The 23,722-nt window shown below is 72.5% G+C and carries 26 protein-coding genes; 15 read left to right on the forward strand and 11 right to left on the reverse strand.

The features are described from left to right. Window positions 1–133: 133 nt before the first annotated feature. Window positions 134–1,264, reverse strand: a complete 1,131-nt coding sequence (locus tag EDF20_RS14800; protein WP_243833518.1) for an MFS transporter — start codon at window positions 1,262–1,264, stop codon at window positions 134–136. A gap of 374 nt (window positions 1,265–1,638) precedes the next feature. Here EDF20_RS14800 and EDF20_RS14805 point away from each other — a divergent pair, with 374 nt between their 5' ends. Next, window positions 1,639–3,072 (forward strand): MFS transporter, encoded by a 1,434-nt coding sequence (locus EDF20_RS14805; RefSeq protein WP_133739213.1) that lies wholly within the window; start codon window positions 1,639–1,641, stop codon window positions 3,070–3,072. A 101-nt stretch (window positions 3,073–3,173) separates the two neighbouring features. On the opposite strand, the gene EDF20_RS15805 is transcribed toward EDF20_RS14805, so the two are convergent. Further along, window positions 3,174–3,959 carry a hypothetical protein gene (locus EDF20_RS15805; RefSeq protein ID WP_166644843.1) on the reverse strand — a complete coding sequence of 262 codons (786 nt, stop codon included), beginning with the start codon at window positions 3,957–3,959 and terminating at the stop codon, window positions 3,174–3,176. 167 nt (window positions 3,960–4,126) lie between these two features. Then, complete coding sequence (locus EDF20_RS14815) at window positions 4,127–4,918, reverse strand: VanZ family protein (protein ID WP_133739214.1); 792 nt, start codon at window positions 4,916–4,918, stop codon at window positions 4,127–4,129. A 95-nt stretch (window positions 4,919–5,013) separates the two neighbouring features. Here EDF20_RS14815 and EDF20_RS14820 point away from each other — a divergent pair, with 95 nt between their 5' ends. Continuing rightward, window positions 5,014–5,205, forward strand: a complete 192-nt coding sequence (locus tag EDF20_RS14820) for a hypothetical protein (RefSeq protein WP_133739215.1) — start codon at window positions 5,014–5,016, stop codon at window positions 5,203–5,205. Window positions 5,206–5,528: 323 nt separating this feature from the next. On the opposite strand, the gene EDF20_RS14825 is transcribed toward EDF20_RS14820, so the two are convergent. After that, window positions 5,529–6,071 carry a MarR family transcriptional regulator gene (locus tag EDF20_RS14825; RefSeq protein ID WP_208292669.1) on the reverse strand — a complete coding sequence of 181 codons (543 nt, stop codon included), beginning with the start codon at window positions 6,069–6,071 and terminating at the stop codon, window positions 5,529–5,531. A gap of 206 nt (window positions 6,072–6,277) precedes the next feature. Here EDF20_RS14825 and EDF20_RS14830 point away from each other — a divergent pair, with 206 nt between their 5' ends. From EDF20_RS14830 to EDF20_RS14850, 5 genes are all read left to right on the forward strand, one after another. Further along, window positions 6,278–7,723, forward strand: coding sequence for a hypothetical protein (locus EDF20_RS14830; RefSeq protein ID WP_133739217.1), 1,446 nt, complete (start codon window positions 6,278–6,280; stop codon window positions 7,721–7,723). A gap of 335 nt (window positions 7,724–8,058) precedes the next feature. Continuing rightward, window positions 8,059–8,631 carry a hypothetical protein gene (locus EDF20_RS14835; RefSeq protein ID WP_133739218.1) on the forward strand — a complete coding sequence of 191 codons (573 nt, stop codon included), beginning with the start codon at window positions 8,059–8,061 and terminating at the stop codon, window positions 8,629–8,631. 70 nt (window positions 8,632–8,701) lie between these two features. Then, window positions 8,702–9,301 (forward strand): helix-turn-helix domain-containing protein, encoded by a 600-nt coding sequence (locus EDF20_RS14840; RefSeq protein ID WP_133739219.1) that lies wholly within the window; start codon window positions 8,702–8,704, stop codon window positions 9,299–9,301. Continuing rightward, a complete protein-coding gene (locus tag EDF20_RS14845) occupies window positions 9,298–10,659 on the forward strand; it encodes an MFS transporter (RefSeq protein ID WP_133739220.1) in 1,362 nt (453 codons plus the stop codon). Before EDF20_RS14840 ends, EDF20_RS14845 begins: the two co-directional genes overlap by 4 nt. Window positions 10,660–10,668: 9 nt before the next feature. Then, window positions 10,669–11,190: a tetratricopeptide repeat protein gene (locus EDF20_RS14850; RefSeq protein WP_133739221.1), complete on the forward strand. Its 522-nt coding sequence runs from the start codon at window positions 10,669–10,671 to the stop codon at window positions 11,188–11,190. Between the two features lie 30 nt (window positions 11,191–11,220). Here EDF20_RS14850 and EDF20_RS14855 read toward each other — a convergent pair whose 3' ends face one another. The 5 genes from EDF20_RS14855 to EDF20_RS14870 all read right to left on the reverse strand — a co-directional run bounded on the left by EDF20_RS14855 (window position 11,221) and on the right by EDF20_RS14870 (window position 13,670). Further along, window positions 11,221–11,976, reverse strand: a complete 756-nt coding sequence (locus EDF20_RS14855) for an inositol monophosphatase family protein (protein WP_133739222.1) — start codon at window positions 11,974–11,976, stop codon at window positions 11,221–11,223. 76 nt (window positions 11,977–12,052) lie between these two features. After that, entirely contained in the window at window positions 12,053–12,346 is a 294-nt protein-coding gene (locus tag EDF20_RS14860) for a hypothetical protein (RefSeq protein ID WP_133739223.1), read from the reverse strand. A 26-nt stretch (window positions 12,347–12,372) separates the two neighbouring features. After that, the gene (locus EDF20_RS15960; protein ID WP_208292670.1) at window positions 12,373–12,588 is read right to left on the reverse strand and encodes a hypothetical protein; all 216 of its coding nucleotides are present in this window, start codon (window positions 12,586–12,588) and stop codon (window positions 12,373–12,375) included. Window positions 12,589–12,702: 114 nt separating this feature from the next. Next, entirely contained in the window at window positions 12,703–13,227 is a 525-nt protein-coding gene (locus EDF20_RS14865; protein ID WP_133739224.1) for a hypothetical protein, read from the reverse strand. 176 nt (window positions 13,228–13,403) lie between these two features. Beyond that, window positions 13,404–13,670 (reverse strand): hypothetical protein, encoded by a 267-nt coding sequence (locus EDF20_RS14870; RefSeq protein ID WP_208292671.1) that lies wholly within the window; start codon window positions 13,668–13,670, stop codon window positions 13,404–13,406. 162 nt (window positions 13,671–13,832) lie between these two features. Between EDF20_RS14870 and EDF20_RS14875 the strand changes: the two genes are divergently transcribed. After that, entirely contained in the window at window positions 13,833–14,576 is a 744-nt protein-coding gene (locus EDF20_RS14875; protein ID WP_133739225.1) for an SDR family oxidoreductase, read from the forward strand. A gap of 124 nt (window positions 14,577–14,700) precedes the next feature. Here EDF20_RS14875 and EDF20_RS14880 read toward each other — a convergent pair whose 3' ends face one another. Then, window positions 14,701–15,126 (reverse strand): VOC family protein, encoded by a 426-nt coding sequence (locus EDF20_RS14880; protein ID WP_133739226.1) that lies wholly within the window; start codon window positions 15,124–15,126, stop codon window positions 14,701–14,703. 109 nt (window positions 15,127–15,235) lie between these two features. Between EDF20_RS14880 and EDF20_RS14885 the strand changes: the two genes are divergently transcribed. From EDF20_RS14885 to EDF20_RS14900, 4 genes are all read left to right on the forward strand, one after another. After that, window positions 15,236–16,207 (forward strand): WYL domain-containing protein, encoded by a 972-nt coding sequence (locus EDF20_RS14885; protein ID WP_208292672.1) that lies wholly within the window; start codon window positions 15,236–15,238, stop codon window positions 16,205–16,207. Between the two features lie 226 nt (window positions 16,208–16,433). After that, complete coding sequence (locus EDF20_RS14890) at window positions 16,434–17,339, forward strand: sugar phosphate isomerase/epimerase (RefSeq protein WP_243833519.1); 906 nt, start codon at window positions 16,434–16,436, stop codon at window positions 17,337–17,339. A 91-nt stretch (window positions 17,340–17,430) separates the two neighbouring features. Next, window positions 17,431–18,435, forward strand: a complete 1,005-nt coding sequence (iolG, locus tag EDF20_RS14895; protein WP_123548810.1) for an inositol 2-dehydrogenase — start codon at window positions 17,431–17,433, stop codon at window positions 18,433–18,435. A 7-nt stretch (window positions 18,436–18,442) separates the two neighbouring features. Further along, window positions 18,443–19,225, forward strand: coding sequence for a TIM barrel protein (locus EDF20_RS14900; RefSeq protein WP_133739229.1), 783 nt, complete (start codon window positions 18,443–18,445; stop codon window positions 19,223–19,225). Window positions 19,226–19,253: 28 nt separating this feature from the next. Here EDF20_RS14900 and EDF20_RS14905 read toward each other — a convergent pair whose 3' ends face one another. After that, on the reverse strand, window positions 19,254–20,438 hold the full coding sequence (locus EDF20_RS14905; RefSeq protein WP_133739230.1) for a Gfo/Idh/MocA family oxidoreductase: 1,185 nt from the start codon (window positions 20,436–20,438) through the stop codon (window positions 19,254–19,256). Window positions 20,439–20,607: 169 nt separating this feature from the next. On the opposite strand from EDF20_RS14905, the gene EDF20_RS14910 reads away from it, so the two are divergent. The 3 genes from EDF20_RS14910 to EDF20_RS14920 all read left to right on the forward strand — a co-directional run bounded on the left by EDF20_RS14910 (window position 20,608) and on the right by EDF20_RS14920 (window position 23,654). Continuing rightward, on the forward strand, window positions 20,608–21,576 hold the full coding sequence (locus tag EDF20_RS14910; RefSeq protein ID WP_123548807.1) for a sugar ABC transporter substrate-binding protein: 969 nt from the start codon (window positions 20,608–20,610) through the stop codon (window positions 21,574–21,576). A gap of 69 nt (window positions 21,577–21,645) precedes the next feature. Beyond that, the gene (locus EDF20_RS14915) at window positions 21,646–22,689 is read left to right on the forward strand and encodes an ABC transporter permease (RefSeq protein WP_123548806.1); all 1,044 of its coding nucleotides are present in this window, start codon (window positions 21,646–21,648) and stop codon (window positions 22,687–22,689) included. Beyond that, complete coding sequence (locus EDF20_RS14920) at window positions 22,686–23,654, forward strand: ATP-binding cassette domain-containing protein (RefSeq protein ID WP_123548805.1); 969 nt, start codon at window positions 22,686–22,688, stop codon at window positions 23,652–23,654. The genes EDF20_RS14915 and EDF20_RS14920 overlap by 4 nt, the downstream gene beginning before the upstream one ends. The last annotated feature ends 68 nt before the right edge of the window (window positions 23,655–23,722 follow it).

Genomic DNA, 23,722 nt, shown 5'->3' on the forward strand with positions numbered 1-23,722 from the left:
GTGTTCGGTGATGATGTCGGGAAGTGGAGAAGAAGAGGGAAGAGGGAAGAGGGAAGAGGGAAGAGGGAAGAGAGAAGTAAGAAGGAGGCGCGGTTCCGGCTGCGGAGCCCGCCCGCGTCGACGAGGCGCCGCGTCACCACCGAGCGGGGAAGGCGCTGCGCCTGCCCCACACCGTGAGGCCGAGGGCGACGGCCCCTGCTCCCATCATGACGACGGGCAGCACGAGAGGGCCGACCCCGCCGAGCAGCAGCGCTCCGAGGACACCCGCGGCGAAGATGGCGACGTTGAAGGCGACCGGCAGGAACGAGTTCGCGACGTCCGCCTCCGCGCCTCCTGCGGTGGTCAGCGCCGCCTGCAGCTGGGCCGAGGCTCCCCCGAAGGTCAGTCCCCAGAGCACGGAGGCGGCGAGCACCGCGGCCGGGGACGCCTGGCCTACCAGCAGCACGGCCCCCGCGACGACGAACAGGGCGACGCTGCCGTGCAGCAGGGGCCGGGGGTGTCGGTCGAGCAGCGCGCCGGTGACGACGATGCCGCCGATCGACGAGACCCCGTAGACGAGCAGCGTCAGGTCGACGCCGAGGCCCGAGCCGCCGGCCCGCAGGTACGGCGCGACGTACGTGTAGATCGTGTTGTGCGCGATCATCCACGCGGCGATGACGGCCAGGATCACGACGACCCCGGGGAGGCGGAGGACGCGGCCGAGCGGGAGGCGGCCCGAGGCCGGGGCGGGCGCCGGGGTCGCGTCGGGCACCACGGCGAGCACGAGCACGAGGGCGACGAGCCCGATCAGGCTGAGGCCGCCGAACGACCAGCGCCAGTCGAGGGTCGTGCCGAGCCAGGAGCCGAGGGGCGTCCCGAACGCGAAGCCGACGGGAGCTCCCGCCGAGACGATCGCGAGCGCGCGACCCGCGCTGCCGGGCGGGCTGATGCGGCGGCCGTACACGGCGAGCATGCCCCAGATCGTGCCCGAGAAGGCCCCGGCGACGAACCGGGACGCGAGTGCGACGCCGACCGTCGGGGCGAAGGCGGTCACGACGTTCGCGAGGACGAGCCCGGCGAGCGCCGCCGCGAGCACGGGGCGACGCCGCAGCCCACGGGTGAGCGTGATCGCGGGGACGGTCGCGACGACGGTGCCCAGCGCGTACGCGCTGATGAGCAGCCCGACGGTGCCCTCGCCCGTGTCGAGCCCGGACGCGATCTGCGGCAGCAGCCCGGCCGGCATCGTCTCCATGGCGACGAGCACGAAGCCGATCGTCGCGAGCACGACGAGCGAGAACAGCGGCAGACGGGTCGGGGTCGACGTACCGGGCTCGCCCGAGAGGGCGACGTCGGCAGCGGGCGCGGGCGCGTTCGTCAGGACGGGTCCTCTCAGGGTCGAGGGCAGGGGCGCGCTGCGGTCAGCAGCAGCGGTAGGAGGAGGAGGGGGCGACGCCGACCTGCGGCGTCACGCCTCACGCTACGCACGCGCCCCGCAGGCTGACAGGCACTGCCAGGGCACCCCTCCCGACGAGCGCTCCTTCTCCGCTCCTCTGGCTGGTGTCAACCCCTCCAGGTGAACGGCAGGTGTCATTTGCGTGAACTGCAACCTTGTGTTCAGCTATGAGTTCGCCCACACCGCCGTGGACGAGGAAGGCCGAGATGACCACCGACCACCGCGCCCCGCGCACCCCCACCGAGACGTCGTCGCGACGAGGGCTGACCGCCTTCCTCGCGGCCCCGCCGCCCGCTCCCCGACTCGACGACGCGACCGTCGCCCGTCGCTACCCGCGCCTCCGGCTGCAGGTGTTCCTGGGCATCTTCATCGGCTACGCCGCGTACTACCTGATCCGCAACAACGTGCCGCTCGTGTCGACGATCCTCAAGGACGAGAACGGCTTCAGCACCGTCGGCCTCGGCGTCATCACCAACGGCGTGCTGCTCGCCTACGGCTTCAGCAAGTTCCTCAGTGCGATCGTGAGCGACAAGAGCAGCGCGCGGTTCTTCCTGCCGATCGGTCTCGCACTCTCGGCCCTCGCGAACCTGTTCATCGCCTTCGTCCCCGCGGTGGGCGCCTCCGTCGCGTTCTTCGCCGTGGTGATGATCTTCAACGGGTTCTTCCAGGGCATGGGCTGGCCGCCCAGCGGCCGCACCCTGGTGCACTGGTTCTCCACCTCCGAGCGCGGCGGCAAGACCGCGATCTGGAACGTCGCGCACAACGTGGGAGGCGCGGGTGCCGGAGGCCTCGCCGGTGTCGCGCTCGCGTCGTTCGGCACCTGGCAGAGCGTGTTCTGGTTCCCCGCGGTCGTCTGCCTCGTCATCGCGGTCGTCGCGCTGGTGCTGCTGCGCGACACCCCCGAGTCCGAGGGCCTGCCGCCCATCGAGGAGTACCGGAACGACCCGGCCCCCGTCGAGACCGACGCCGCCGACGAGGGCGCCTCGACCTGGTCGACGATCCGCCGCTACGTGCTCACGAACCGCACCATGGTGAACCTGGCCCTGGCCAACGTGTTCGTCTACACGCTGCGCTACGGGGTGCTCGTCTGGGCGCCGGTCTACCTGTCCGAGGTGCGCGGCGCGAGCCTCGGCGAGGGCATCGCCGGGTTCTCGCTGTTCGAGCTGGCCGGGATCCCCGGCACCCTGCTCTGCGGCTACATCAGCGACAAGGTGTTCAAGGGCCGCCGCTCCCCCACGGGCATCCTGTTCATGACCGCGGTCGCCGTCGCCGTCGCCGTCTACTGGCTGTCGCCGGTCGAGGGCCCGCTCTGGATCTCGCTCGCCATGCTCGTCGCCATCGGCGGCCTCATCTACGGCCCGGTCATGCTGATCGGCCTGCAGGCGCTCGACCTCAGCCCGCGCTCGGTCGCCGGCACCGCGGCCGGGTTCACGGGGCTGTTCGGCTACGTGCTCGGCGCGACGCTCGCCTCCACCGGCATCGGCCTGGCCGTCCACGCGTTCGGCTGGGACGTCACCTTCGTGCTGATCCTCGCCTGCGTGGTGCTCGCCATCGTGCTGCTGGCGGTCGTCGGCCGCGACGAGCGCGCGCTGAACGAGCGCAAGCGCGCCCGTGACGCCGAGGAGGCGGAGGCCCGCTAGGCGGGACCACCTGCGCTCGTCGCACGCGTACCTCCCCCAGAACGACGAACCTCCGTGATCTTCCGCGGAGGTTCGTCGTTTCCACGTCGGGACGGCGCCCCTCAGCTCGACTCGTCGAGCACCCTCACGAGCTCGGGCCAGAGGCTCGCCGCCCACAGCTCGTGCACGCGCCGCCAGGACCACAGCTGGCCGTTGAGCCGGGCGCTGCCGACGGCCGGCTCGGGCTCGGGGAACGGCACGAAGACGCAGTCGCCGCGGTCCCGGACGAGCCGCTCGGACTCGGCGTTGAGCCGCGCGATCTGCCCGTGGACGCGGCCTCGCGCCCCGCGCGACGTGAGCCGCAGCCGGTCGATCGGCGGGATCCCCGCGACGAGCACCGGGCTGAGCACGCTCCCCGGGTGCCGTGCGGCGTCGAGCAGCCGGTCGAGGTCGCGGCGCCACGCGGCGGCGGAGGTCATCAGCAGCACGTCGCTGAACCCCAGCGCGACGACGACCGCGTCGACGTCGGGCACGGCCGAGGTCGGCTCGTCGGCCGCCTCCCGCACGGTCAGCACCTGGGCCGGGCCCTCGACCCAGACGAACGGCCGTCCCCGCGCGGCGCCGACCGCGGCCGCGACGCGGCTGAGCGTCGTCAGCTCCTCCTCGAGCACGCCGAACCGGGCCGCGGCCGCGTTGCCGACGTAGGCGACCCGGTCGGCGGTGACGTCCTCGAGCAGCGAAGGAGGCGCGGTGGCCGCAGGCGGGAACGTCCCCGAACGCACGGCCCGACGGAAGAGCGCGAGCCGGAGCCTCAGCGCCGGCCGCAGGCAGGCCCAGACGACGTCACGCGGCTGCAGCGTCGGCACGCCGCGCTCCGTCGCGCCGCGGTCGCTCCGGGGGTAGGTCATCGCCCCTCCTCGGTCGGTCCGACCCTACGCCCGGACCGCCCGACGGCGACCGCGAGCGTGGTGGGCGAAGCGCCGTGCGCCGTGCGCCGTGCGCCGTGCGCCGTGCGCCGTGCGCCGTGCGCCGTGCGCGCAGGCGACCACGCGCGTCGGCGCGTCCGTCCGCACCCTCAGGACCCGCGCGCACCCTCGCTCGCGCGCGCGGGTGTGCGCGGTTCCGAGGGGTGCGGACGCCGTCGCGACGGGCCTGCCGTCGCGAGCACCGCCTCCTGCGGGCTCGAGGTCGTGCGCATGTTCGCGCTCGTGTTCGCGCTCGTGTTCGCGCTCGTGTTCGCGCTCATGTTCGCGCTCGTGTTCGCGCCCGTGGCGGCCAGCTCGAGGCGCCGGCCCGAGAGGACCCGACACCCGACGCGCAGCACGGCCCGCCAGAGCACCGCGCCGACGACGGCTCCGGCGGTGTTGGCGATCACGTCGTCGATGTCGGTCGCACGGTTGCCGCCGATCGTGAGGTGCAGCACCAGCTGCAGCAGCTCGACCGAGACGCTGGCGACCAGCGCGATCGCGGCGACCGGCACGATGCCGCGCAGGCGACGCCGCCCCGCCGGCCCAGGCCTCGCTCGCCCACGTGCCGCCAGCCCGCGGCCCGTCAGGTACGCCCCGAGGGGCACCGTCATCACGATGTTCAGCCAGAACGACCGGAGGTGCAGCGAGCTGAGCGCGTCGAGGTTCATCATCGGGCGCCACGGCGAGTCCGGAGGTGCGTCGAGGTCGATCACGAACGGGAAGAACGTGACCGCGACCAGTGCCCCGAGGTAGGCGACGAACGACGTCCGCCAGAGGGTCGTCCCCACGTCGGCCCCGGCTCGCCGCGAGCGCAGCCCCACGAGCGCGACGGCGACGATCGTCACGGGGACGACGGTCGCGAGCGCGGGGAGGACGACGGGCGAGGATGCGGCGAACATGGGGTCCTTTCGTTCGACGTCCAGTCTCGCCGCCGACCCTCGCCGCCCGCTTCGCCCGCAGGGCTGAAAGCGCTCCGCCTGTGTAGACAGTCCCCATGAAGATGAACACGCGCCTCGGGCGCATCATGTACGGGATCAGCCTCGTCATCAGCGTCGGCATGCTCGTCGTCGTGTGGGCCGTGCTGCAGCCGAGCGTCGTGTTCTCGGTCTTCTTCACGCTCTTCGTCGTCGGGATCGCCGTGTGGAACGGCCGCAAGGCCTTCGGCGCCTCGCCGGAGCCGCGCTGACTGCCCCCCTGCTCCGGCCGCAGGCCCGGGTCCGGGTACGGGTCCGGGTCCCGGTCCGGCCGCAGGCCCGGGTCCGGGTCCGGGTCCGCAAATGCCGACCGCACCGCACGCAATGCGGACTTTTCCGGTCGTTGCGAGTGTCCTCGCGCCTCCCCGGTCGGGTCTTGCGGCCGGAAGCGCCCCCGAGGCAGGTGCGACCGAAGGAGGCGCCTCTCGCCCCCGGCTCCCGGGCCCGTCCTCGCGATCGAGATGACGCGTCGCGGGGGTCTGCTCTTCCCGGATCCCTTCGACGCGTCACATGGTTCGAGAGCGGGGGGCTCGGGCTAGGCGGACGCTGAGCTCGTGCCCGCAGACCGCGTAGCCGCGTGCCGCGTCATCGAGGTCGCGAGCTCGGCGAGCGCCGTCGTCACGACGGCCAGCTCGGGTCGCGACGCGAGCCCGTCGAAGACCTCGAGGTAGTACCCGATCTCGCCCTCGATCAGGGTGACGCCGTCAGGGGCGATGACGAGGACGCTGCTGCGCCGGTCCGACGGGTGGGCGGCGCGGTCCAGGAACCCTGCGTCGGTCATCCGGTCGACGAGGCTCGTGACGGAGCCCGACGAGAGATCGAGGTACGCGGCGAGCTCGCGCGGCGTGACGTCGGTGCCGCCGTGCACGAAGTACAGCGCGCGGAGGTCCGAGACGCCGATCCCGTGGTCGGCCGCGACGATCTTCATCAGGGTCTCCGCGCGCATCTGCGCGACGCCGAAGGCCTGCATGAAGCCGGTGACGGAGTCGGGGCCGACGCCGGCGTCGTGGCCGGCGCCTCCGTCGAGGGAGGGTGCCGCGGCCGGGGTCGGGTCCGGTGCGGTGTTCGGTCGGGTCATGTGCCTGGGTCGGGTCGAGAGTGTCGGGCTGGTCATGTTCGCTCCTGCGCTGAGATCGGCATCCGTGCCGACCATTAGATTAGCGAGAATCTCGACCATCGAGACACCCCCCGTTCGGTACGACGCAAAGCGGATAGCCGAGGAGTTGCCCACCCGGTGCCCGCACCGCCCCGGCTCGCCGATCCCGACGTCGCTAGCCTGTCGGCATGTCCACACCTCGACCTGACAGCGAGAGCACGCCAGCCGCCTCCGGCGAGCTCCTGACGCCCCTCGCCGCCGTGGCCGTCGACGCCGCCACGATCGTCGTCGACGCCGTGCGACCGGTCGCGGCGATCGTCACGGACGACGAGGTCCGCTTCGTCACGTGGCCCGACGTGCCCCGTCCGGCCGGTGCTGTCGAGGAGGCGGAGGTGCGGTCGACACCGGAGGGCGCATGGGTCGTCTACCGCGACGCGAGCGGTGACGCGTCGCCGCGCCGGACCGCCGTGCACCTCACTCCCGAGGGCGTCACGGCCGCCGTCGACCTGGGCACCGGCCGGCCGATCGGGGCGGACGCCTCCGGCCTCTGGATCGGCGACCCCCGAGACGCCTCGGAGTGGATGGGCACGTTCCCGGGAGGAGAAGAGCTCGACGGCGGCGGGCTCGGCACCGACGCCGATGCCGACGCAGCCGATCTCGACCCGAGCACCCTCCCCTGGATCCCCGAGACGTCGTTCTGGCCCGACCCCGCCGACTGGACCGAGCCGATCGACGCAGGCCTCGCCGAGCACGACCACGACCACCACGCATTCGTGGTCGCCGACACGGACGACGACGTCGGTCCCGACGACGACGACGTCGGCTGGACCCTCGCCTTCGGGAACCCCGGCGACGTCGGGGACTCTGCCGACTCCTCCTCAGACCCGCAGCCCAACGACCCGGGCCCGACTCCTCCGACCGACCTGCACCTCCTCAGCCCCGCAGGCGAACGCTCCACGATCCGGGTCGACCACCTCGTCGACGAGGTGCGCCGAGAGGGTGACGAGATCGTGCTGCGCTATCACCGGCGCGGCCCCCGCCACGAGACCTCGAGCTTCGGCGGCGGCTGGGACGTCGTCTACGAGCCACGCGAGGCCAGGGTCGACGTCGCCGACGGCCTCCCCGACGGCGTGGACACCGACGAGCTGCCGTGGCAGCCCGCGCCGGAGCCGCAGGAGGAGGACTGGCAGCGCGAGGAGGACCGTCGCGAGGAGGTGCTCGCCCCCTGGCGAGACCGTCTCGACCTGGCAGGCGTCGAGGGTGCGCGCTGGCCGCTCGCCCCTCTGGACCAGGCATCGCGCGATGCGGCCGCGGCAGCTCTGCGCGCCCAGTTCGAGCGGCTGGACGAGCCGGACATCGTCTGGACCCGCGAGCACCCCGAGCCGAGACGGGGCCGGAGCCCGTACCGCTCCCTCGAGGTGGAGACCGTCGGCAGCTGGCCGACGACCGAGCTGCTGGTCAGCTTCGAGCACGCCGACGTGCCGTTCCTGCGACTGCGTCGGCGCTACCGCGTCTTCGACGACACCGGCTGGCCACTCGACTGGCTCTGGGTCTCCGTGCACCTCGACGAGGACATCGCCACGCGACAGATCCCTGCCCGCACGGAGGCCGTCGACGGCGTCCTCGACATCTGAGCCCTGCCCTCGCCCGGCCGTCACCCTCCCCACCGACGCGCCGCGCCTCCTCGCCGACCTGCTGGCCGGGCTGCTGGGCCCGAGACCCGCCACCGGCAAGCCTTCAGCGGGCGGGTCCGTCGCCGGCGGGCCGTCGTGACGGCCCGCCCCCGACGAACCCGCCCGCCCGACATCCCAGCAGCCCTCGGGCCACCACGCGCGCGATCACAGACGTTCTTTCTGAGATCAGGGCTGATCTCAGAAGATCGCACCCCAGCGTTCTGAGATCGCGCCAGCGCGACGCCTCGACCGACGACCAGCCACCGACGCCAGCACCGACCTGGCAGGCTGACCGCATGCCCCGCCGCCCCCTCGAACCCGCGCCCGGCACCTCGGAGACCGCCCTCCGTCGGTCCTCGCTGGTGCAGCTGGTCATCCAGGGTGTGCTCGGCGTGATGGTCTTCTCGCCTCTGCTGCTCGGCGGCGACGACGACCTCGACGTCGTCCGCCTGTGGCTGCTCGCGATCTGGGCCACCGCCTTCGTGGCCCTGATCGTCCAGTTCCGGGCTCTCGGGTCGTGGCGCTCGGACCCCGTCCGTGACGACGAGACGATCCTCTGGGGCACGTCGGCCGTGCTGGTCCGGCCCACAGGCGGACTAGGCCACGGGGGGCGCTTCTCCCTCTCGAACCACCGCCTCCGCTACACGCCGGGCCCCGTCGCGCGCCTCCGAGGCGCGACCGCACAGGAGTGGTCCGCCGAGTCGCTCACCGGCGCCCACGTGACGCCGAGCACGGGTCGGTCCTGGACGTCGGGGCGCTGGGCCGTGATCGACCGGGAGGGCGGCGACGCCGTCACCCTCGTGTCGACGGAGCCCCGGGCCGTCGCCGACGAGATCGACCAGGTGGTCAGGGAGCGGCTGCGCCACTGAGCTCATCACGGTCGCACGGAAATCCACAACACCTCTTGCGCAACAACTCTTGTGCACTTACCGTTGCCCCATGACCCGCGACGAACCCCGCTCCGCCCTCACCGACGCCGCCTCGATGCGCGCGCTGGCCCACCCGACGCGGCTGCGCCTCCTCGGCCTGCTGCGTCAGCGCGGTCCGCAGACCGCGGCACAGCTCGGCGACGTGGTCGACGAGGCGCCGGGCACGGTCAGCTACCACCTGTCGAAGCTCGCGGCGAGCGACCTGATCCAGGCCGCCGACCCGCAGAGCGCCGACCGTCGCGAGCGCTGGTGGCAGGCCACGGCACTCCTCACCTCGTGGGAGCCCGCCGAGCTGCTCGACGACCCCGAGCGCCTCAGTGCGTCGGCGGCCCTCGAGAAGTCGATCGTCCAGGCGAACGCCGCGCGGTACACCCGGTACGTCGACGAGATGCCGGCCCTGCCGCGCGGGTGGGTCGCGGCGGCGGCGGGCGGCGACCGAGCGATCCGCCTCACGGTCACGGAGCTCGCCGCCCTCCGCGCCGAGCTCGAGTCCGTCGTCGACCGCTGGGTCGACGTCGGCGACGCGCACGACCCCGCCGACGACGACGGAGCCGAGACCGTCGTCCTCGCCTACCAGGCCTACCGGCACCCCGGAGGCGCGGGCGCGTGACCGAGGACGCCCCCGCACCCGAGACAGTCGCCCCGGCACCTGCCGGCCCGACCAGCGCGGCGGGCCCGGCAGGCCCGACCAGCGCCTCCCGCGCCTCCCGCACCGCCCTCTCCGCCCTCGTCGCGGCCCACGCGATCTCGCAGACCGGCAACGTCGTCACGGCCTTCGCGGTCCCGTTCTACGTCCTCGCGCTCGGCGGCTCCGGCGTCGAGATCGGCGTCGCCGCGGCCTTCGCGACCGCGCCGGTGATCATCGGCGGGCCGCTCGGCGGGGTCGTCGTCGACCGCGTCGGCCATCGCAGGGCCGCGATAGTCGCGGATGTCGTGAGCGGCGCCTCCGTGCTGGCGATGCCGGTGCTGGCGCTGACCGTCGGGCTGCCGTTCTGGGCCCTGCTGGCGCTCGTCTTCGTCGCCGGCCTGCTCGACACCCCCGGCCAGACCGCGCGTCGGGTGATGCTCCCCGGCCTCACCGAGCGCGCCGGCATCCGCATCGAGCGGAGCGTCGGCCTGCTCGACGGCTCCGAGCGCTTCGCCAAGCTGATCGGCGCGTCGCTGGCCGGTCTGCTCGTCGCCGCTGTCGGGCCTGTCCCGTCGCTGTTCGTCAACGCGGCGACGTTCGCCGTCTCGGCGGTGCTGACCTGGACGCTGGTGCCACGCGACGCGCGCGCAGCCGCAGCTACAGCACCAGGTGACGCCGACCTCGGGGACGCGGCCCGCGCCTCCTACTGGCAGGACCTCGCCGAGGGAGCCCGCTTCGTCGTCCGCGACCCCCTGATGCGGCTGATCGTGGCGCTGGTGCTGGTCACGAACCTCCTCGACGCGGCGCGCGGATCGACCCTGCTGCCGCTCTACGCCAACGACCGACTAGGAGGCGCGGCCGCCCTGGGACTGCTGGTCGCGACCATGGGCGGCTGCGCCCTGCTCGGCAACGTCGTCTTCGGCTTCGTCGCGCACCGGGTGCCGCGGCGGGTCACGTTCGCGCTCTGCTTCGCGCTGGCCGGCGGCCCCTCGAGCCTGGCGTTCGCGCTCGGCGTTCCGCTGCCGGTGCTGGTCGCGGCGACGGCGTTGTCGGGGCTGGCGGCGGGGGCGCTCAACCCGATCCTCGCGACGGTCGAGCTCGAGCGCGTGCCCGAGCACCTGCGCGGCCGCGTGTTCGGGCTCCTCAACGCGGGAGCCTGGGCCGGGGTCCCGTTCGGAGCCCTCCTCGGCGGAGTCGCCGCCGACACGATCGGCCTCACCATCGCCTTCGGCATCGTCGCGGCCGTCTACGTGGCGGTGACGCTCACGCCGCTCGCGGGCGGGTCGTGGCGGCTGATGGAACGCGGCGCGGTCCGTCTCGAGAAGGGCAGAACGCCCTAGCCTCGGCTCATGAGCACCGACGATCAGACGAGCACCGACGACCGGACGAGCACCGACGACTGGGAGGCGCGCGTCGCCGCCCTCTGGGCCGACACCGAGGTCGACGACGCGCAGCGGATCACCCTGATGGAGGCGCTGGCGGCCGCAGCGCCTCACCCCGCCCTGGGCTCGTTCGAGCTGGGCGGCGCCCACGACTCGGGCGGGCAGGAGGCGGAGGCCGACGTCCACTACGCCGCCGCGACCGCGGCCGGTCTCGACGCCGTCGACCCCACGCGTGCGGCCCAGATGGTGGTGCAGCACGCCTCGACCCTCCGCAACCTCGGCCGGCTCGACGAGGCGATCGCGATGCTGCGTGACGCTCCCGAGCACCCTGCCACCGGCGCCGCGCCGAGGGTGTTCCTCGCGCTCGCGCTGCACAGCGCCGGCCGCGCCGACGAGGCGCTCCGGGTCGCGATCGAGGCCGTCGAGCCCACCCTGCCGCGGTACCACCGCTCGGTGAAGGCGTACGCGGCGGCCCTGACGCAGCAGTAGCGGCCGCGGGATCGGCTGCCTCGCTCGTGCTCAGGACCGCCGGACGACGTCCAGCGCCTCGCCGACCGCTCGCGGCGGGCCGGCGACGTGCCATCGGCGCCCCGCGTGCTCGACGACCTCCGCTCTGCCGCCGACCCCCTCGACGAGGGCTCGTCCGGGCAGCCAGTCCCAGTCCGCGCAGTCCTCCTGGATCCAGAGCCCGAGTCGCCCGGCGGCCACGTCCGCGAGGTCGCAGGTCCCCGACCCGCTCACCCTGAGCGTCGCCGCGGCTCCGACGACCGCGAGGACGACGGCCAGGGCGAGAGGATCACGGACGTTCGTCGCATCCAAGTACGTCGCGACACTGCATTCGCTGAGGCAGCGGTCCTCGAGCGGCCCGACCTCGGCGCCGTTCAGCTCGACCCGACCGCCGGCCGCCACCCACGTCTCGCGGGCACCGGGAACGTGGACCGCCGCTGCCGGAACACGCCCCGCCTCCTCGAGCGCCACAGCACTGCACCAGGTGACCAGGCCCGAGACGAAGTTGTAGGTGCCGTCGATCGGGTCGGCGACCCAGCGACGACCGGTACGGGAGGCCCAGCTGGCGCCCTCCTCCCCCGTAAGACCGTCGCCCGGGCGCCCGATGCGCAGCAACTCCTGGATGCGCGCCTCGGCTGCCCGATCGGCCGCGGTGACGAGGTCGGCCGTCGAGGTCTTCTGCTGGGCGGAGATGCCCTCGACTCGCATGGACACCGCGATGCGAGCGGCCTCCGTGACCAGCGTCCGTGCGAGCTCGGCGTCGTCCATGCCCCCACGCTACCGACCACGCATGCGCAGGCGGGCGGGGCAGGGCGACCACCGCCGCGTGCCCTGTCCTGTCGCATCACTCGTGCGGAACGTCGTCCGCCCCTGTCGCACCCGGCTCGTCGTCGACCAGGTCAGCATTCGCGTAGGCCAGCTCGTGCAGGTACGACGCGAGCGCCTGCAGCGCGAGCGAGTTGACGACGGCGAGCACGCTCCCGGCCAGGAACCACAATTGCCCGGACACGATCGCGGCGATGCCGAACCCCAGGGCCGAGAGCCACGAGACCTTCCCCGCAGTGTCCGCGAGCTCTCGCGGGATCATGCCCCAGACCTTCTGGTCCTCGAGGACGGCGACGTGGACGGGCTCGTGCATGGCGCCACTGTAGCGGCGCTCGGCCCCTAGATCGCAGCTCGGGGCGGAAGCTGGTCGTGGACGCTCCAGAGCGACTTCCGCACGTCGCACGCCGCGTCCACGTCGCCGGGCAGGCGACTCGAGAACTCCCAGTCGGGCACCTCGTCGATCGCCGCCATCACACAGCCCGAGATCATGTCGAACTCGTCGCGCGTCAGCGTCAGGTGCACCTTCTCGGGATCGTCGGAGTTCGTCAGTTCCATCGGGGAGCCCTTCGAGATCGCGATCGAAGCCCTCGAGCCGACCTGGCCGCAGTACCACCGCTCGGTGAAGGCGTACGCGGGCGCCGCATGCGGAACGAAATCACTCGACCTGGCTCATTTCGCAGAGCCGTACGGCTGCTCCGGCAAAGGCAGCCACTCGCTGAACGCCTCACGCAGCATCTCGCGATCCTCATCCGTCATGCCGAGCACGTCGAAGCCGCCGTCGTAGGGAGCCAAGCACCACGAGCACGACTCGTCGCCCACGGCGAACCGGATGGCATCGGCGGCGACCTCGTCGGACAGCGCCCGCAACGCCTCGACGGAGAGGGGACCGACGTGGAGCCAGATGTCGTAGTCGATCTGGTCCTCGTCTTCCCCGTCACTCCAGGTCGCGAGGAACGAGCCCGGCGGCAGAAGCTCGGCGAGAGCGCCGAGCCCTTCCCTGCGCCGAGGCCGCCGACGGCTCCGACCCAGCACGAACAACAAGGAGTCCTCCGAGTGGTGCAGCGCCCTGAGCGACGTGTGCAGAGCCAGGAACCGGTCCCAGATCTCCTCGCGCTCCTCCTCGGTCTCGGGGAGACGTTCGTGATTCGGCAGGGAGTGGAAACGGAGGACACGATCGGGCCAGTCCCACCGCATCAGGTGCGAGAGAGGGGCGGTCGAGCCCCATACGGATCGCCACCGAGCGAGCACGCTCTCACGCGTCTCCGCCGAGGGAGCCTCGGCGACCCCACCAGCCCGGTCTCGTCCGGCGGGCCGAGCCTCAGCGCCGTCACCCTGGAGACCGACGGACGACTTGGCCCGCCTGCGGAAGATCACTCGTCGTCCCACTCGTCACGGAGCTCCTTGGCCAGCACCGCCACCTGCACCGTCAGCGCCCCGAGCAGTTCCTCACGGTTGAGCCTGTTCGTCGTCCGGTAGGCCCAGCCGGTCTCCCCCTCGGAGTCGAGGGTCTTGACGAGCACGAAGGCCTCGATGGCCGTCTCGCCCGCTTCCAGAGGGTGGACCTCCAGCCCGGCCAGAGCCTGCTCGAGCGGAACGCGCTTCTCGTCTGGTGCGGGGATCCCGGAATGACTGCCCATCGGACGAGTAAAGCGCACGCCTGAGCCCTCGACCGCCGGGACGACGTCGAGGTTCCCTCAGCGAACCCGACGGTTCGGTCGCTAGTCTCACCGCACGGCAACACCCGTCGCCCACCGCGACACCTGCCGGACCCGCAGCACCCGATGGCAAAGGAGCCACCCATGGACAGACTGACCAGCAAGATCGCCCTCATCAGCGGAGGCGCCCGAGGCATGGGCGCATCGCACGCCCGCGCAATCGTGGCCGAGGGAGGCAAGGTCGTCATCGGCGACCTGCTCGACGACGAGGGCCGCGCCCTCGCGGACGAGCTCGGCGACGCCGCCCGCTACGTGCACCTCGACGTGACGTCGCCCGGCGACTGGGAGGCGGCGGTCGCCACCGCCGTCAGCGAGTTCGGCGGCCTCAACGTGCTCGTGAACAACGCCGGCATCGTCAACTTCGGCCGCCTCGGCACGTACACGCTCGACCAGTGGAACCTCATCCTCGGCATCAACGTCACGGGAGCCTTCCTCGGCATCACCGCGGCGAAGGAGGCGCTGGTCGCGTCTGCCCCGTCGAGCATCGTCAACATCTCCTCCACCGCAGGACTGCAGGGCACCACGGCGCTGCACGGCTACGTGGCCTCGAAGTTCGCCCTCCGCGGCCTGACCAAGTCCGTCGCCCTCGAGCTCGGCTCGGCGAACGTCCGCTCGAACTCGGTGCACCCCGGGGTCATCCGCACCCCGATGACCGACGGCCTCGAGCTCGGCGACCAGCTCGGCGCCCTGCACCGCATCGGCGAGCCCCAGGAAGTCTCGAACCTGGTGGTCTACCTGGCCAGCGACGAGTCCAGCTTCCAGACCGGGGCCGAGTTCGTCATCGACGGCGGCGAGCTCGCCGGCGAGAGCGACAGCGTCAGCGAGTAGCCCGGACCGAGCCGGACACCCCTGAGTGGACGATGCACCCCGCAACGACGGGGTGCATCGTCCACTTCGGGGTGTCAGGCCACGGGGTGCCCGACTACGAGATGTCGGGCCTGCCCGCCGCCCGTCACACCCCCGGCTGCGGAGCCCGGACGTCGAGCGCCCACACGACGCCGAACCGGTCGCGGAGCTGCCCTGCCAACGGCGACCACGCGGAGGCGCCCAGCGGCTGCCGGATCTCGGCCCCGTCGACGAGCCCCTCCCACACCGCCGTGATCTCGGCGGCGTCGTCGCCGCTGAGGTAGACGTAGCAGGAGTTCGCCCCCTGGTCGTACTCCTGGTGCGGCCAGACGTCGAACGCCATGACGCGGACCCCGCTCGCGGTCTCGACCTGCCCCCAGACGATCCGGTCCGCCCACGCCGGGTCGTCGGAGGCGCCCATCTGTCCGTAGGTCATGGCCGTCACCTCGGTGCCGAGTGCGGCGGCCCAGAAGTCGAGAGCCTGGCGGGCGTCTCCGTCGAAGTTGAGGTGCGGGGTGGTCGAGATGGTCATGTCTGTCTCCTCGTCGTCGCGCAGTCCTCGGTGGTGAGGCCCGCGTCGAGAGCGACTCTCCTCCCCGATGCGGTCAGATCGTGACCGCATCCGGTGCGATCATCGGGACGTGACCAGCCCCTCCTCGCGGATCCTCACGCTCCTCTCACTGCTGCAGGTGCGACGGGAGAGCTCGGCGACGTTCCTGGCTGAGCGACTCGGCGTGAGCCCGCGCACGGTCCGCCGCGACGTCGAGCGCCTGCGCGAGCTCGGCTACACGGTGACGACCCTGCGAGGACCAGCGGGCGGCTACCGTCTGTCGGCGGGTGCCGAGCTGCCGCCCCTGCTCTTCGACGACGACCAGGCCGTGGCCGTCGCGCTCGCGCTCGCCGTGGCGCCCGCCTCCGGCACCGCCATCGGCGAGGCGGCTGCTCGTGCGCTCGGCACCGTGCGGCAGGTGATGCCGTCTCGGCTACGGCACCGGATGGACTCGATCGAGGTGCTCAGCACGCCGTCGGCGGTGGTCGTCGAGCCGGAGGTGCTGGTCGCGGTGATCGAGGCGACCAGCGCCCACGAGGTGCTCCGGTTCGACTACGCACCCGTCTGGGGCGAGGCCGAGGTCGGCCCACCGCTCTCGGTCGAGCCGCACGCCGTCGTCACGAGCAACGGCCGGTGGTACCTCCTGGCGTGGGCGCCCGCCGCCGCCGACTGGCGCACCTACCGCGTCGACCGGATGCACCCGCGGGCGGCCACGCGCCGGTCGTTCAGCCGGCGCCCCGTGCCCGGCGACGACCCGGTCGCCTTCGTCGCGGCGCGGTTCCGCGGGTCGACCGACGCCTCCTGGCCCTGCGTCGGCACGGCGCTGCTGGACCTCCCGGCGAGCGACGTCGCCCCCTACGTCGACGCCGACGCCCTCGTCGAGCAGGGGGACGACGGTCGGACGAGGCTCACGACGGGCTCGTGGTCGTGGCGTGCCCTCGCGGCCCGGTTCGCCGGGTTCGACGCGGACCTGACGCTCGAGGGGCCGCCGGCACTCGTCGAGGCAGGGCAGGAGCTGGCGCGGCGGCTGCTCGACTCGCGAGGCCCGGGTCGCCGGCCGTGACGCTCGGGTCGCCGGCCGTGACGCTCGGGTCGCCGGCCGTGACGCTCGCATCACATCGCGCGAGGGGCTCCTAGGGCAGCGTCGAGACGACCACCTCCGTTGCCTCCCCCAGAAGTTTGTGCCATTGTTAGGACAATTGGCCCCACCGGGAAGGCATACAGCGACGTATGAACCAGAACCAGTCCGCTCACCCCACCCTGCTGTCGGCGCTCCGATGAAGGCGTCCGTGGCCGGAGCCCCCGTCAGCTTCGGCGTCTTCGAGCTCACCCCGGAGGGCGCCGACGTCGTCGGCCCCGACGAGCTCGTCGACGTCCTGGCCGAGAGCGGCTACGCCGGCGTCGACCTCGGGCCCGTCGACTACCTCGGCCGCGGCGACGAGCTGCGCGCCCGGCTCGTCCGCTCGGGCCTCGAGCTCGCCGGCGGCTGGGTCCAGCTGCCGTTCTCGGACGACGACGCCTTCGACGCCGCGCTCCCCCAGCTGCACGAGGCCCTGCGCATCTTCGCCGAGGCGTCCGAGGACGGCCCCTCGCGGCTGCCGCTCCCGACCCTCGCCGACGACGGGTCCGACGCTCGTCGCGCCGGCCCGGGCCGGGGCGCCACCGCCGACCCGCTCGACGAGCGCCGCTGGTCGACCCTCGTCGCCAACGTCGAGCGTGCCGCCGCCCTGACGCGGGCGGCCGGCTTCGAGCCGACCTTCCACCACCACGCGGGCACGTTCATCGAGTCGCCGGACGAGATCGACCGGTTCCTCTCGGCCGTCGACGTCGGCCTGACCCTCGACACCGGGCACCTCGTGATCGGGGGCGGCGACCCCGTGCTCGCGATCGAGCGGTGGGGCGACCGCATCAACCACCTGCACCTCAAGGACGTCGACGTCGCCGAGCTCCGGCGCGTGCTGGACCAAGGAGGCGGCATGCGCGAGGTCTGGTCGTCCGGCTCCTTCGTGGCGTTCGGCCAGGGCGACGTCGACCTCGGGGCGGTGATGGGCGCCGTCGACCGACAGGGCTTCGACGGCTGGATCGTCGTCGAGCAGGACGTGCTCAACGCCCCCGACGCCGACATCGCCGCGTTCCGGGCCGAGCGGGGCGCCGACCAGCTCGTCAACCGCGAGGCCCTGCGCACCTGGGCCTGACGCCCCTGGCACCTGGCGCTCCACAGCTACCGCACCACCACCTCCTGCCCTTCGGGGCCCCACGACGCCCACGGGCAGCAAGGACGACGACGTGACCACTCCCCTCCGCTTCGGACTCATCGGCACGGGCCGCATCGGCCAGGTGCACGCCGCGAACATCGCGGCCGACCCCGAGGCCGTGCTGGCCTGGGTCTGCGACCCCTTCGTCGAGGGCGCGCAGGCCGTCTCGGCCCGCCACGGCGGCACCGTGACGACCGACGCGGCCGAGATGTTCGCGTCGGGCGACGTCGACGCCGTCCTCATCGCCTCGCCCACGGCGACGCACGTCGACCTGCTGGGGGCGGCGCTCGACGTCGGCGTCCCCGCGCTCTGCGAGAAGCCGATCGACCTCGACATCGCGCGGGTCGACGCGCTGCTGCCCCGGGTGCAGTCCTCGGGCATCCCGATCGCGCTCGGCTTCAACCGGCGCTTCGACCCCGCGTTCGCCGCGGCGCGCGCCCGGGTGGCGGCCGGCGAGATCGGCGAGCTCGAGCAGCTCTCGATCGTGAGCCGCGACCCGGCGGCTCCTCCGGCGGCGTACGTCGGGGTCTCGGGCGGCATCTTCCGCGACATGACCATCCACGACTTCGACATGGCCCGGTTCTTCCTGCCGGACATCGTCGAGGTGACGGCCACCGGCACGACCGTCTTCGACCCGGGCGCCCGCGAGCACGGCGACTTCGACACCGCGATGGTGACGCTCCGCTCCTCTTCCGGAGCCCTGGTCTCGATCACCAACTCCCGGCACAGCGCCGTGGGCTACGACCAGCGGCTCGAGGCGTTCGGCGCCGAGGGCTCGCTGCAGGTGTCGAACGCCCTCACCAGCCTCGTCAGCGTCTCGACCGCCTCCCACGTCGAGGCGAAGCCGCCGTACCAGGACTTCTTCCTCGAGCGGTACGCGGCGGCCTACGTCGCCGAGCTGCGGGCGTTCATCCAGCTGGCCCGGGGCGAGGAGTCGGCGAGCCCGACCTTCGCCGACGGTCGCGCCGCGCTCGTCCTCGCCGACGCCGCCGCGCGCTCCGCGGTCGAGCGCGTCTCCGTCGCCGTCGAGCTCTGAGCCGACGATGCCTGTCCAGCTGGCGGCCTCGGCCGAGATGCTGTTCCGCGAGCTGCCGGTCGTCGACCGCGTCCGGCGCCTGCACGAGCTCGGCTTCCAGGTCGAGATCTGGGGCTGGTCGACGAAGGACCTGCCTGCCCTCGCCGCCACCGGGGCCACCTTCTCGTCGATGACCGGCTACCTCGCCGGCGACCTGACCACGCCCGACGGCGTCGCCGAGCTGCTGCGCACCGTCGAGCTGTCGATCGCCGCGGCCGAGGTCATCGACTCCCCTCGGCTCAACCTGCACGGCACCGGGCTCGACCCGGACGGGCTGCCGGTGCGCCCCCTGCGCCCGGACGAGGAGGTGGCGCCCGGCGACCGCGAACGAGCCCAGGAGACGCTCGCCCGCCTGGCACTGCTCGGCGAGCGCCACGGGCGCGTCTTCACCCTCGAGAACCTCAACACCGCGGTCGACCACCCGGGCACGCCCTTCGCCCGCGCCGAGGACACGCTCGCGCTCGTGAGCGCCGTCGACAGCCCCGGCCTGCGCCTCAACCTCGACCTGTACCACGCACAGATCGGCGAGGGGAACCTGATCGAGCTGCTGCGGCGCGCGCTGCCGTGGGTCGGCGAGATCCAGGTGGCAGACGTGCCGGGACGCTTCGAACCGGGGACGGGCGAGATCCGGTACCCGGCGATCGCGGCCGAGCTGCGCACGCTCGGCTACGAGGGCGTCGTGGGGCTCGAGGCCTGGCCGTCCGGCGACTCGGAGACGGCACTCGAGCGCTTCCGCGCCTCCTTCGCCTGAGGAGGCGCGACTCGGCGAGCCCGACCCGTCACAGGTCGTAGGTGGTCGGCCCCTCGACCTGCCCCACCGTCTCCCACGCCCTGGCCCGGTCGCTGCGGACCGCCGACTCGACGATCTCGGCGGCCGACCAGGCGTCGGCGGCGGACGGCGCCAGCTGGCGCCCCTCGACCACGGAGCGCAGGAACAACTGCGCCTCGATCGTCTTGAGGTCGTCGAAGCCCATGCTCGTGCCGGCGCCCGGCTGGAACCGGGCGAAGTCGCCGAAGCCGGGCTGCGCCATGACGGTGCGGTACCCGCTCGTGTCGTCGGCGACCTGCAGCTCGTTCAGCCGCTGGAAGTCCCAGCGCAGCGACCCCTTCGTCCCGTAGACCTCGAGCGCGTACTCCGCGCGCGGCCCGATCGCGACGCGGCTCGACTCGAGCACGACGACGGCGCCCGAGTCGAAGCGGCCGAGCACGGCGGCGTAGTCCTCGTTCTCGACAGCGCCGGTGGCCCCGCCCTCGGCGCCCTTGCTGAAGTGGCCGGCGGCCCCCGAGCCCGGCAGCGGACGCTCGCGGATGAAGGTCTCGGTGAGCCCGGTCACGGAGTCGATGCGCCCGACGACGAACTGGGCCAGGTCCGCGCCGTGCGACAGCAGGTCGCCCAGGACCCCCGACCCGGCCCGGTCGCGCTGGAACCGCCAGGTCAGGGCGCCGAGCGGATCGGCGGAGTAGTCGGCGAGCAGGCTGACCCGCACGTTCGTCACGGTGCCGAGCGCGCCCGAGCGGACGAGCTCCCGGGCGCGGGCGACCGCGGGCGCATGGCGGTAGTTGAAGCCGACCGAGGTGACGACGCCGGCGTCGGAGGCGGCGCGGGCGATCTCGGACGACTCCGCGGCCGACCGGCCCATCGGCTTCTCGATCCAGAACGGCTTGCCCGCGGCGGCCGCGGCGAGCGCGACCTCGTGGTGGAGGAAGTTCGGCGCGCAGATCGAGACGACGTCGACCTCGGGGTCGGCGATCACCTCACGGTAATCTGCGGTGGTACGGCGATAGCCGAGCACCGTCTCGGCGTGGTGTCGTGCGCCGGCGTCCGTGTCGGCGGCGGACACCAGCTCCGCCCGCACCGGCAGCTCGGGATAGTGCTCCGCGACGGCGCGGTACGCCCGCGAGTGCAGCCGTCCCATCCATCCGAGCGAGACGAGGCCTACTCCTACGCGATCCGGTGTCGACATGGTTCTCCTGACGTCGTCGGCGGGCCCCCTGTCGAGCAGGGGGCAGAGCGAGCTTATCCCAATGACAGAATGTATTGACAAGCATGACCCCCTCACACATACTCGGACCCGACACCGACGTCACCCCGGACCGTCCTGCGCGACGAGCTCCGCATCGAAGGGACTTTCAATGAAGAAGCGACTCCTCGCCGGCCTCGGCCTCGCCGCGACGACCGGGCTCCTCCTCGCCGGCTGCGCGGGAACGGGCCAGGAGACGGCCAGCCCCGACGACGGCGGCGGGGACCTCACCTTCGCCGTCGTCACCCACTCCGGCCCCGGAGACGCCTTCTGGGACCGCGTCAAGTCGGGGGCCGAGACGGCCGGCGACGACTACGGCGCCACGATCACCTACAACTCCGACGCCGACCCCGCGAAGCAGTCGCAGCTCATCGACAACGCGGTGGCGCAGGAGGTGGACGGCATCGTCGTCTCGATGGCCAACCCCGACGGCGTCGAGGACAGCGTCAAGAAGGCCGTCGCCGCGGGCATCCCCGTCGTGACCATCAACTCGGGCATCGAGCGCTCGTCCGAGTTCGGCGCCCTGACCCACATCGGCCAGAGCGAGACCGTCGCCGGCGAGGCCGTCGGCACGAGGCTCGCCGACGAAGGCCTCGGCAACGCGCTCTGCGTCATCCAGGAGGCCGGCAACGTCGGCCTCGAGGACCGCTGCGCCGCCGCGGCCAAGACCTTCGGCGGCACGATGACGAACCTCCAGGTCGACGGCACGAACGACGCCGACGTGAAGGCGACCATCAAGTCGAAGCTGCAGGCCGACCCGTCCATCGACGGGGTCCTCACCCTCGGCGGCCAGTACGCCATCGACGCGGTCGGCGCGGTCGAGGAGTCGGGCAGCGACGCGAAGATCGGCACCTTCGACCTGTCGGAGGACGTCGTGGCCGACGTCGAGAACGGCTCCATCCTGTTCGCCGTCGACCAGCAGCCCTACGTGCAGGGCTTCCTCGGCGTCACCGCCCTGCAGCTCTTCGTCACCAACGGCAACGTCATCGGCGGCGGCCAGCCGGTCTACTCCGGTCCCGCCTTCGTCACGAAGGACAACGCGGCCCAGGTCGCCGAGTTCGCCGCCAACGGCACTCGCTAGGCACACTCCCCGGGGGCCGGCGCGATCGGCAGCCGGCCCCCTCTCCTCCCCCCGACCCAGGAGTCACCGTTGACGACCACTGACATCGTGACGATCGCGACGAGGCCACGCCTCGAGCGACGTCCGCTCCGCAAGATCCTCGCCCGGCCCGAGACGGGCGCCTTCGTCGCCGCGCTCGCGGTGCTCCTGTTCTTCTCCCTCTACACGCCCCAGTTCCTGAGCTTCGCCGGAGCCGGCGTCTGGCTCGAGTCGGCCTCGACGTTCGGCATCATGGCCGTCGCGGTGGCCGTGCTGATGATCGGCGGCGAGTTCGACCTCTCGGCCGGTGTCATGACCGGTTTCTCGGCCCTCATCGTGGGCATCCTCACGACCCACTACGGCCTCAGCATCTGGGTCGCGGTCGTCATCTCGCTCGTCGTCTGCCTCGGCGTCGGCGCCGTCAACGGCATCCTCGTGATGAAGACGGGCCTGCCGAGCTTCATCGTCACCCTCGGCACGTTCTTCGCCCTCGCCGGCATCGACCTCGCCGTCACCAAGATCATCACCGGGCAGGTCGCCATCCAGGGCATGACCAAGGTGCCCGCCTACGACTCGATCCAGCCCCTGTTCGGCGCGTCGGTCCAGATCGGCGGCGGCACCTTCTACGTGTCCGTGCTCTGGTGGTTCCTCGTCGCGGCGGCGGCCACCTGGATCCTGCTGCGCACCCGCGCCGGCAACTGGATCTTCGCGGTCGGAGGGGCCCTGAACTCGTCCCGCCAGGTGGGCGTGCCCGTCCTCAAGACCAAGATCGGCCTGTTCATGGGCACGGCCGGGGCCGCCTGGCTGGTCGGCATGATCTCGCTCTTCCGCACCTCGACCGTCCAGGCCAACACCGGCGTGGGCCAGGAGTTCATCTACATCATCTGCGCCGTCGTCGGCGGCTGCCTCATGACCGGCGGCTACGGCTCAGCGATCGGCGCCGCCCTCGGCGCGCTGATCTACGGCATGGTCTTCCAGGGCATCACCTTCGCCCAGTGGGACACCAACTGGCTGCGCACGGTGCTCGGCGGCATGCTGCTCGCCGCGGTGCTGCTGAACAACTTCGTCAGGACACGAGCAGGAGGCGGGCGATGAGCACCGACACCACCAGCGACCGCGCCGACCGCGCCGCCAGCACCGACCGCTCCGGCGCCCCGGCTGTGCCGCCGCGTGCCGACGTCGGCACGACGATCGTCGAGGTCCGCGACATCGGCAAGAGCTACGGGGCGGTCAACGCCCTCTCCGGGGTCTCGACCACGGTCGCGGCCGGCCAGGTCACCTGCGTGCTCGGCGACAACGGCGCCGGCAAGTCCACCTTCATCAAGATGCTGGCCGGTGCCCACACCCCGAGCCACGGCGAGCTGCTGCTCGACGGCGAGCCGGTCACCTTCGCCTCGCCGAGGGCCGCCCTCAGCGCCGGGATCGCGACGGTCTACCAGGACCTCGCGGTCGTGCCGCTGATGCCCGTCTGGCGGAACTTCTTCCTCGGCTCCGAGATGACGACGGGGGTCGGCCCGTTCCGTCGCCTCGACGTGAAGGCGATGAAGAAGATCACCTTCGAGGAGCTGGCCCGCATGGGCATCGACCTGCGCGACGTCGACCAGCCGATCGGCACCCTGTCGGGCGGCGAGCGCCAGTGCGTCGCCATCGCCCGCGCCGTCTACTTCGGCGCCCGCGTGCTCATCCTCGACGAGCCGACGGCCGCCCTCGGCGTCAAGCAGTCCGGCGTCGTGCTCAAGTACATCGCCCGCTCGCGCGACCAAGGACTCGGCGTCGTGTTCATCACGCACAACCCCCACCACGCGTACCCGGTGGGCGACCGGTTCCTGCTGCTCAACCGCGGCATGAGCCTCGGCAACTTCGAGAAGAGCGAGATCACGCTGCCCGAGCTGACGGCCCTGATGGCAGGCGGCGCCGAGCTCGACTCGCTCGCGCACGAGCTCGAGCGCGAGATGCCGGGCTCGCCCGTCGCCCGCGAGCTGGCCGCCGACGCCTCGGAGACGACGACGCCGGCGACCGTGACGCCGCCGCCGACGACGAGCACCGCGCCGCGCAGCTGAGGCCGCGCGGCAAGGCCCGAGCCCTGCCGATCCGCCGCTGTGGGAGGATCGAGGACCACCGATCAAGA

This window comes from Frigoribacterium sp. PhB116, from assembly GCF_004364285.1.
Taxonomy (GTDB): Bacteria; Actinomycetota; Actinomycetes; order Actinomycetales; family Microbacteriaceae; genus Frigoribacterium.

Excerpts from the sequence above, each read along its gene's own strand:
- EDF20_RS14805 (WP_133739213.1), top strand. The coding sequence starts at position 1,639 with ATGACCACCGACCACCGCGCCCCGCGCACCCCCACCGAGACGTCGTCG.
- EDF20_RS14910 (WP_123548807.1), top strand. The coding sequence starts at position 20,608 with ATGAAGAAGCGACTCCTCGCCGGCCTCGGCCTCGCCGCGACGACCGGG.
- EDF20_RS14905 (WP_133739230.1), bottom strand. The coding sequence starts at position 20,438 with ATGTCGACACCGGATCGCGTAGGAGTAGGCCTCGTCTCGCTCGGATGG.
- EDF20_RS14880 (WP_133739226.1), bottom strand. The coding sequence starts at position 15,126 with ATGACCATCTCGACCACCCCGCACCTCAACTTCGACGGAGACGCCCGC.
- EDF20_RS14825 (WP_208292669.1), bottom strand. The coding sequence starts at position 6,071 with ATGACCCGACCGAACACCGCACCGGACCCGACCCCGGCCGCGGCACCC.
- EDF20_RS14865 (WP_133739224.1), bottom strand. The coding sequence starts at position 13,227 with ATGCGGTGGGACTGGCCCGATCGTGTCCTCCGTTTCCACTCCCTGCCG.
- EDF20_RS14840 (WP_133739219.1), top strand. The coding sequence starts at position 8,702 with ATGACCCGCGACGAACCCCGCTCCGCCCTCACCGACGCCGCCTCGATG.
- EDF20_RS14815 (WP_133739214.1), bottom strand. The coding sequence starts at position 4,918 with ATGTTCGCCGCATCCTCGCCCGTCGTCCTCCCCGCGCTCGCGACCGTC.
- EDF20_RS14835 (WP_133739218.1), top strand. The coding sequence starts at position 8,059 with ATGCCCCGCCGCCCCCTCGAACCCGCGCCCGGCACCTCGGAGACCGCC.
- EDF20_RS14875 (WP_133739225.1), top strand. The coding sequence starts at position 13,833 with ATGGACAGACTGACCAGCAAGATCGCCCTCATCAGCGGAGGCGCCCGA.
- EDF20_RS14830 (WP_133739217.1), top strand. The coding sequence starts at position 6,278 with ATGTCCACACCTCGACCTGACAGCGAGAGCACGCCAGCCGCCTCCGGC.
- EDF20_RS14900 (WP_133739229.1), top strand. The coding sequence starts at position 18,443 with ATGCCTGTCCAGCTGGCGGCCTCGGCCGAGATGCTGTTCCGCGAGCTG.
- EDF20_RS14860 (WP_133739223.1), bottom strand. The coding sequence starts at position 12,346 with ATGCACGAGCCCGTCCACGTCGCCGTCCTCGAGGACCAGAAGGTCTGG.
- EDF20_RS14855 (WP_133739222.1), bottom strand. The coding sequence starts at position 11,976 with ATGGACGACGCCGAGCTCGCACGGACGCTGGTCACGGAGGCCGCTCGC.
- EDF20_RS14820 (WP_133739215.1), top strand. The coding sequence starts at position 5,014 with ATGAAGATGAACACGCGCCTCGGGCGCATCATGTACGGGATCAGCCTC.
- EDF20_RS14850 (WP_133739221.1), top strand. The coding sequence starts at position 10,669 with ATGAGCACCGACGATCAGACGAGCACCGACGACCGGACGAGCACCGAC.
- EDF20_RS15805 (WP_166644843.1), bottom strand. The coding sequence starts at position 3,959 with ATGACCTACCCCCGGAGCGACCGCGGCGCGACGGAGCGCGGCGTGCCG.
- EDF20_RS14870 (WP_208292671.1), bottom strand. The coding sequence starts at position 13,670 with ATGGGCAGTCATTCCGGGATCCCCGCACCAGACGAGAAGCGCGTTCCG.
- EDF20_RS15960 (WP_208292670.1), bottom strand. The coding sequence starts at position 12,588 with ATGGAACTGACGAACTCCGACGATCCCGAGAAGGTGCACCTGACGCTG.
- EDF20_RS14920 (WP_123548805.1), top strand. The coding sequence starts at position 22,686 with ATGAGCACCGACACCACCAGCGACCGCGCCGACCGCGCCGCCAGCACC.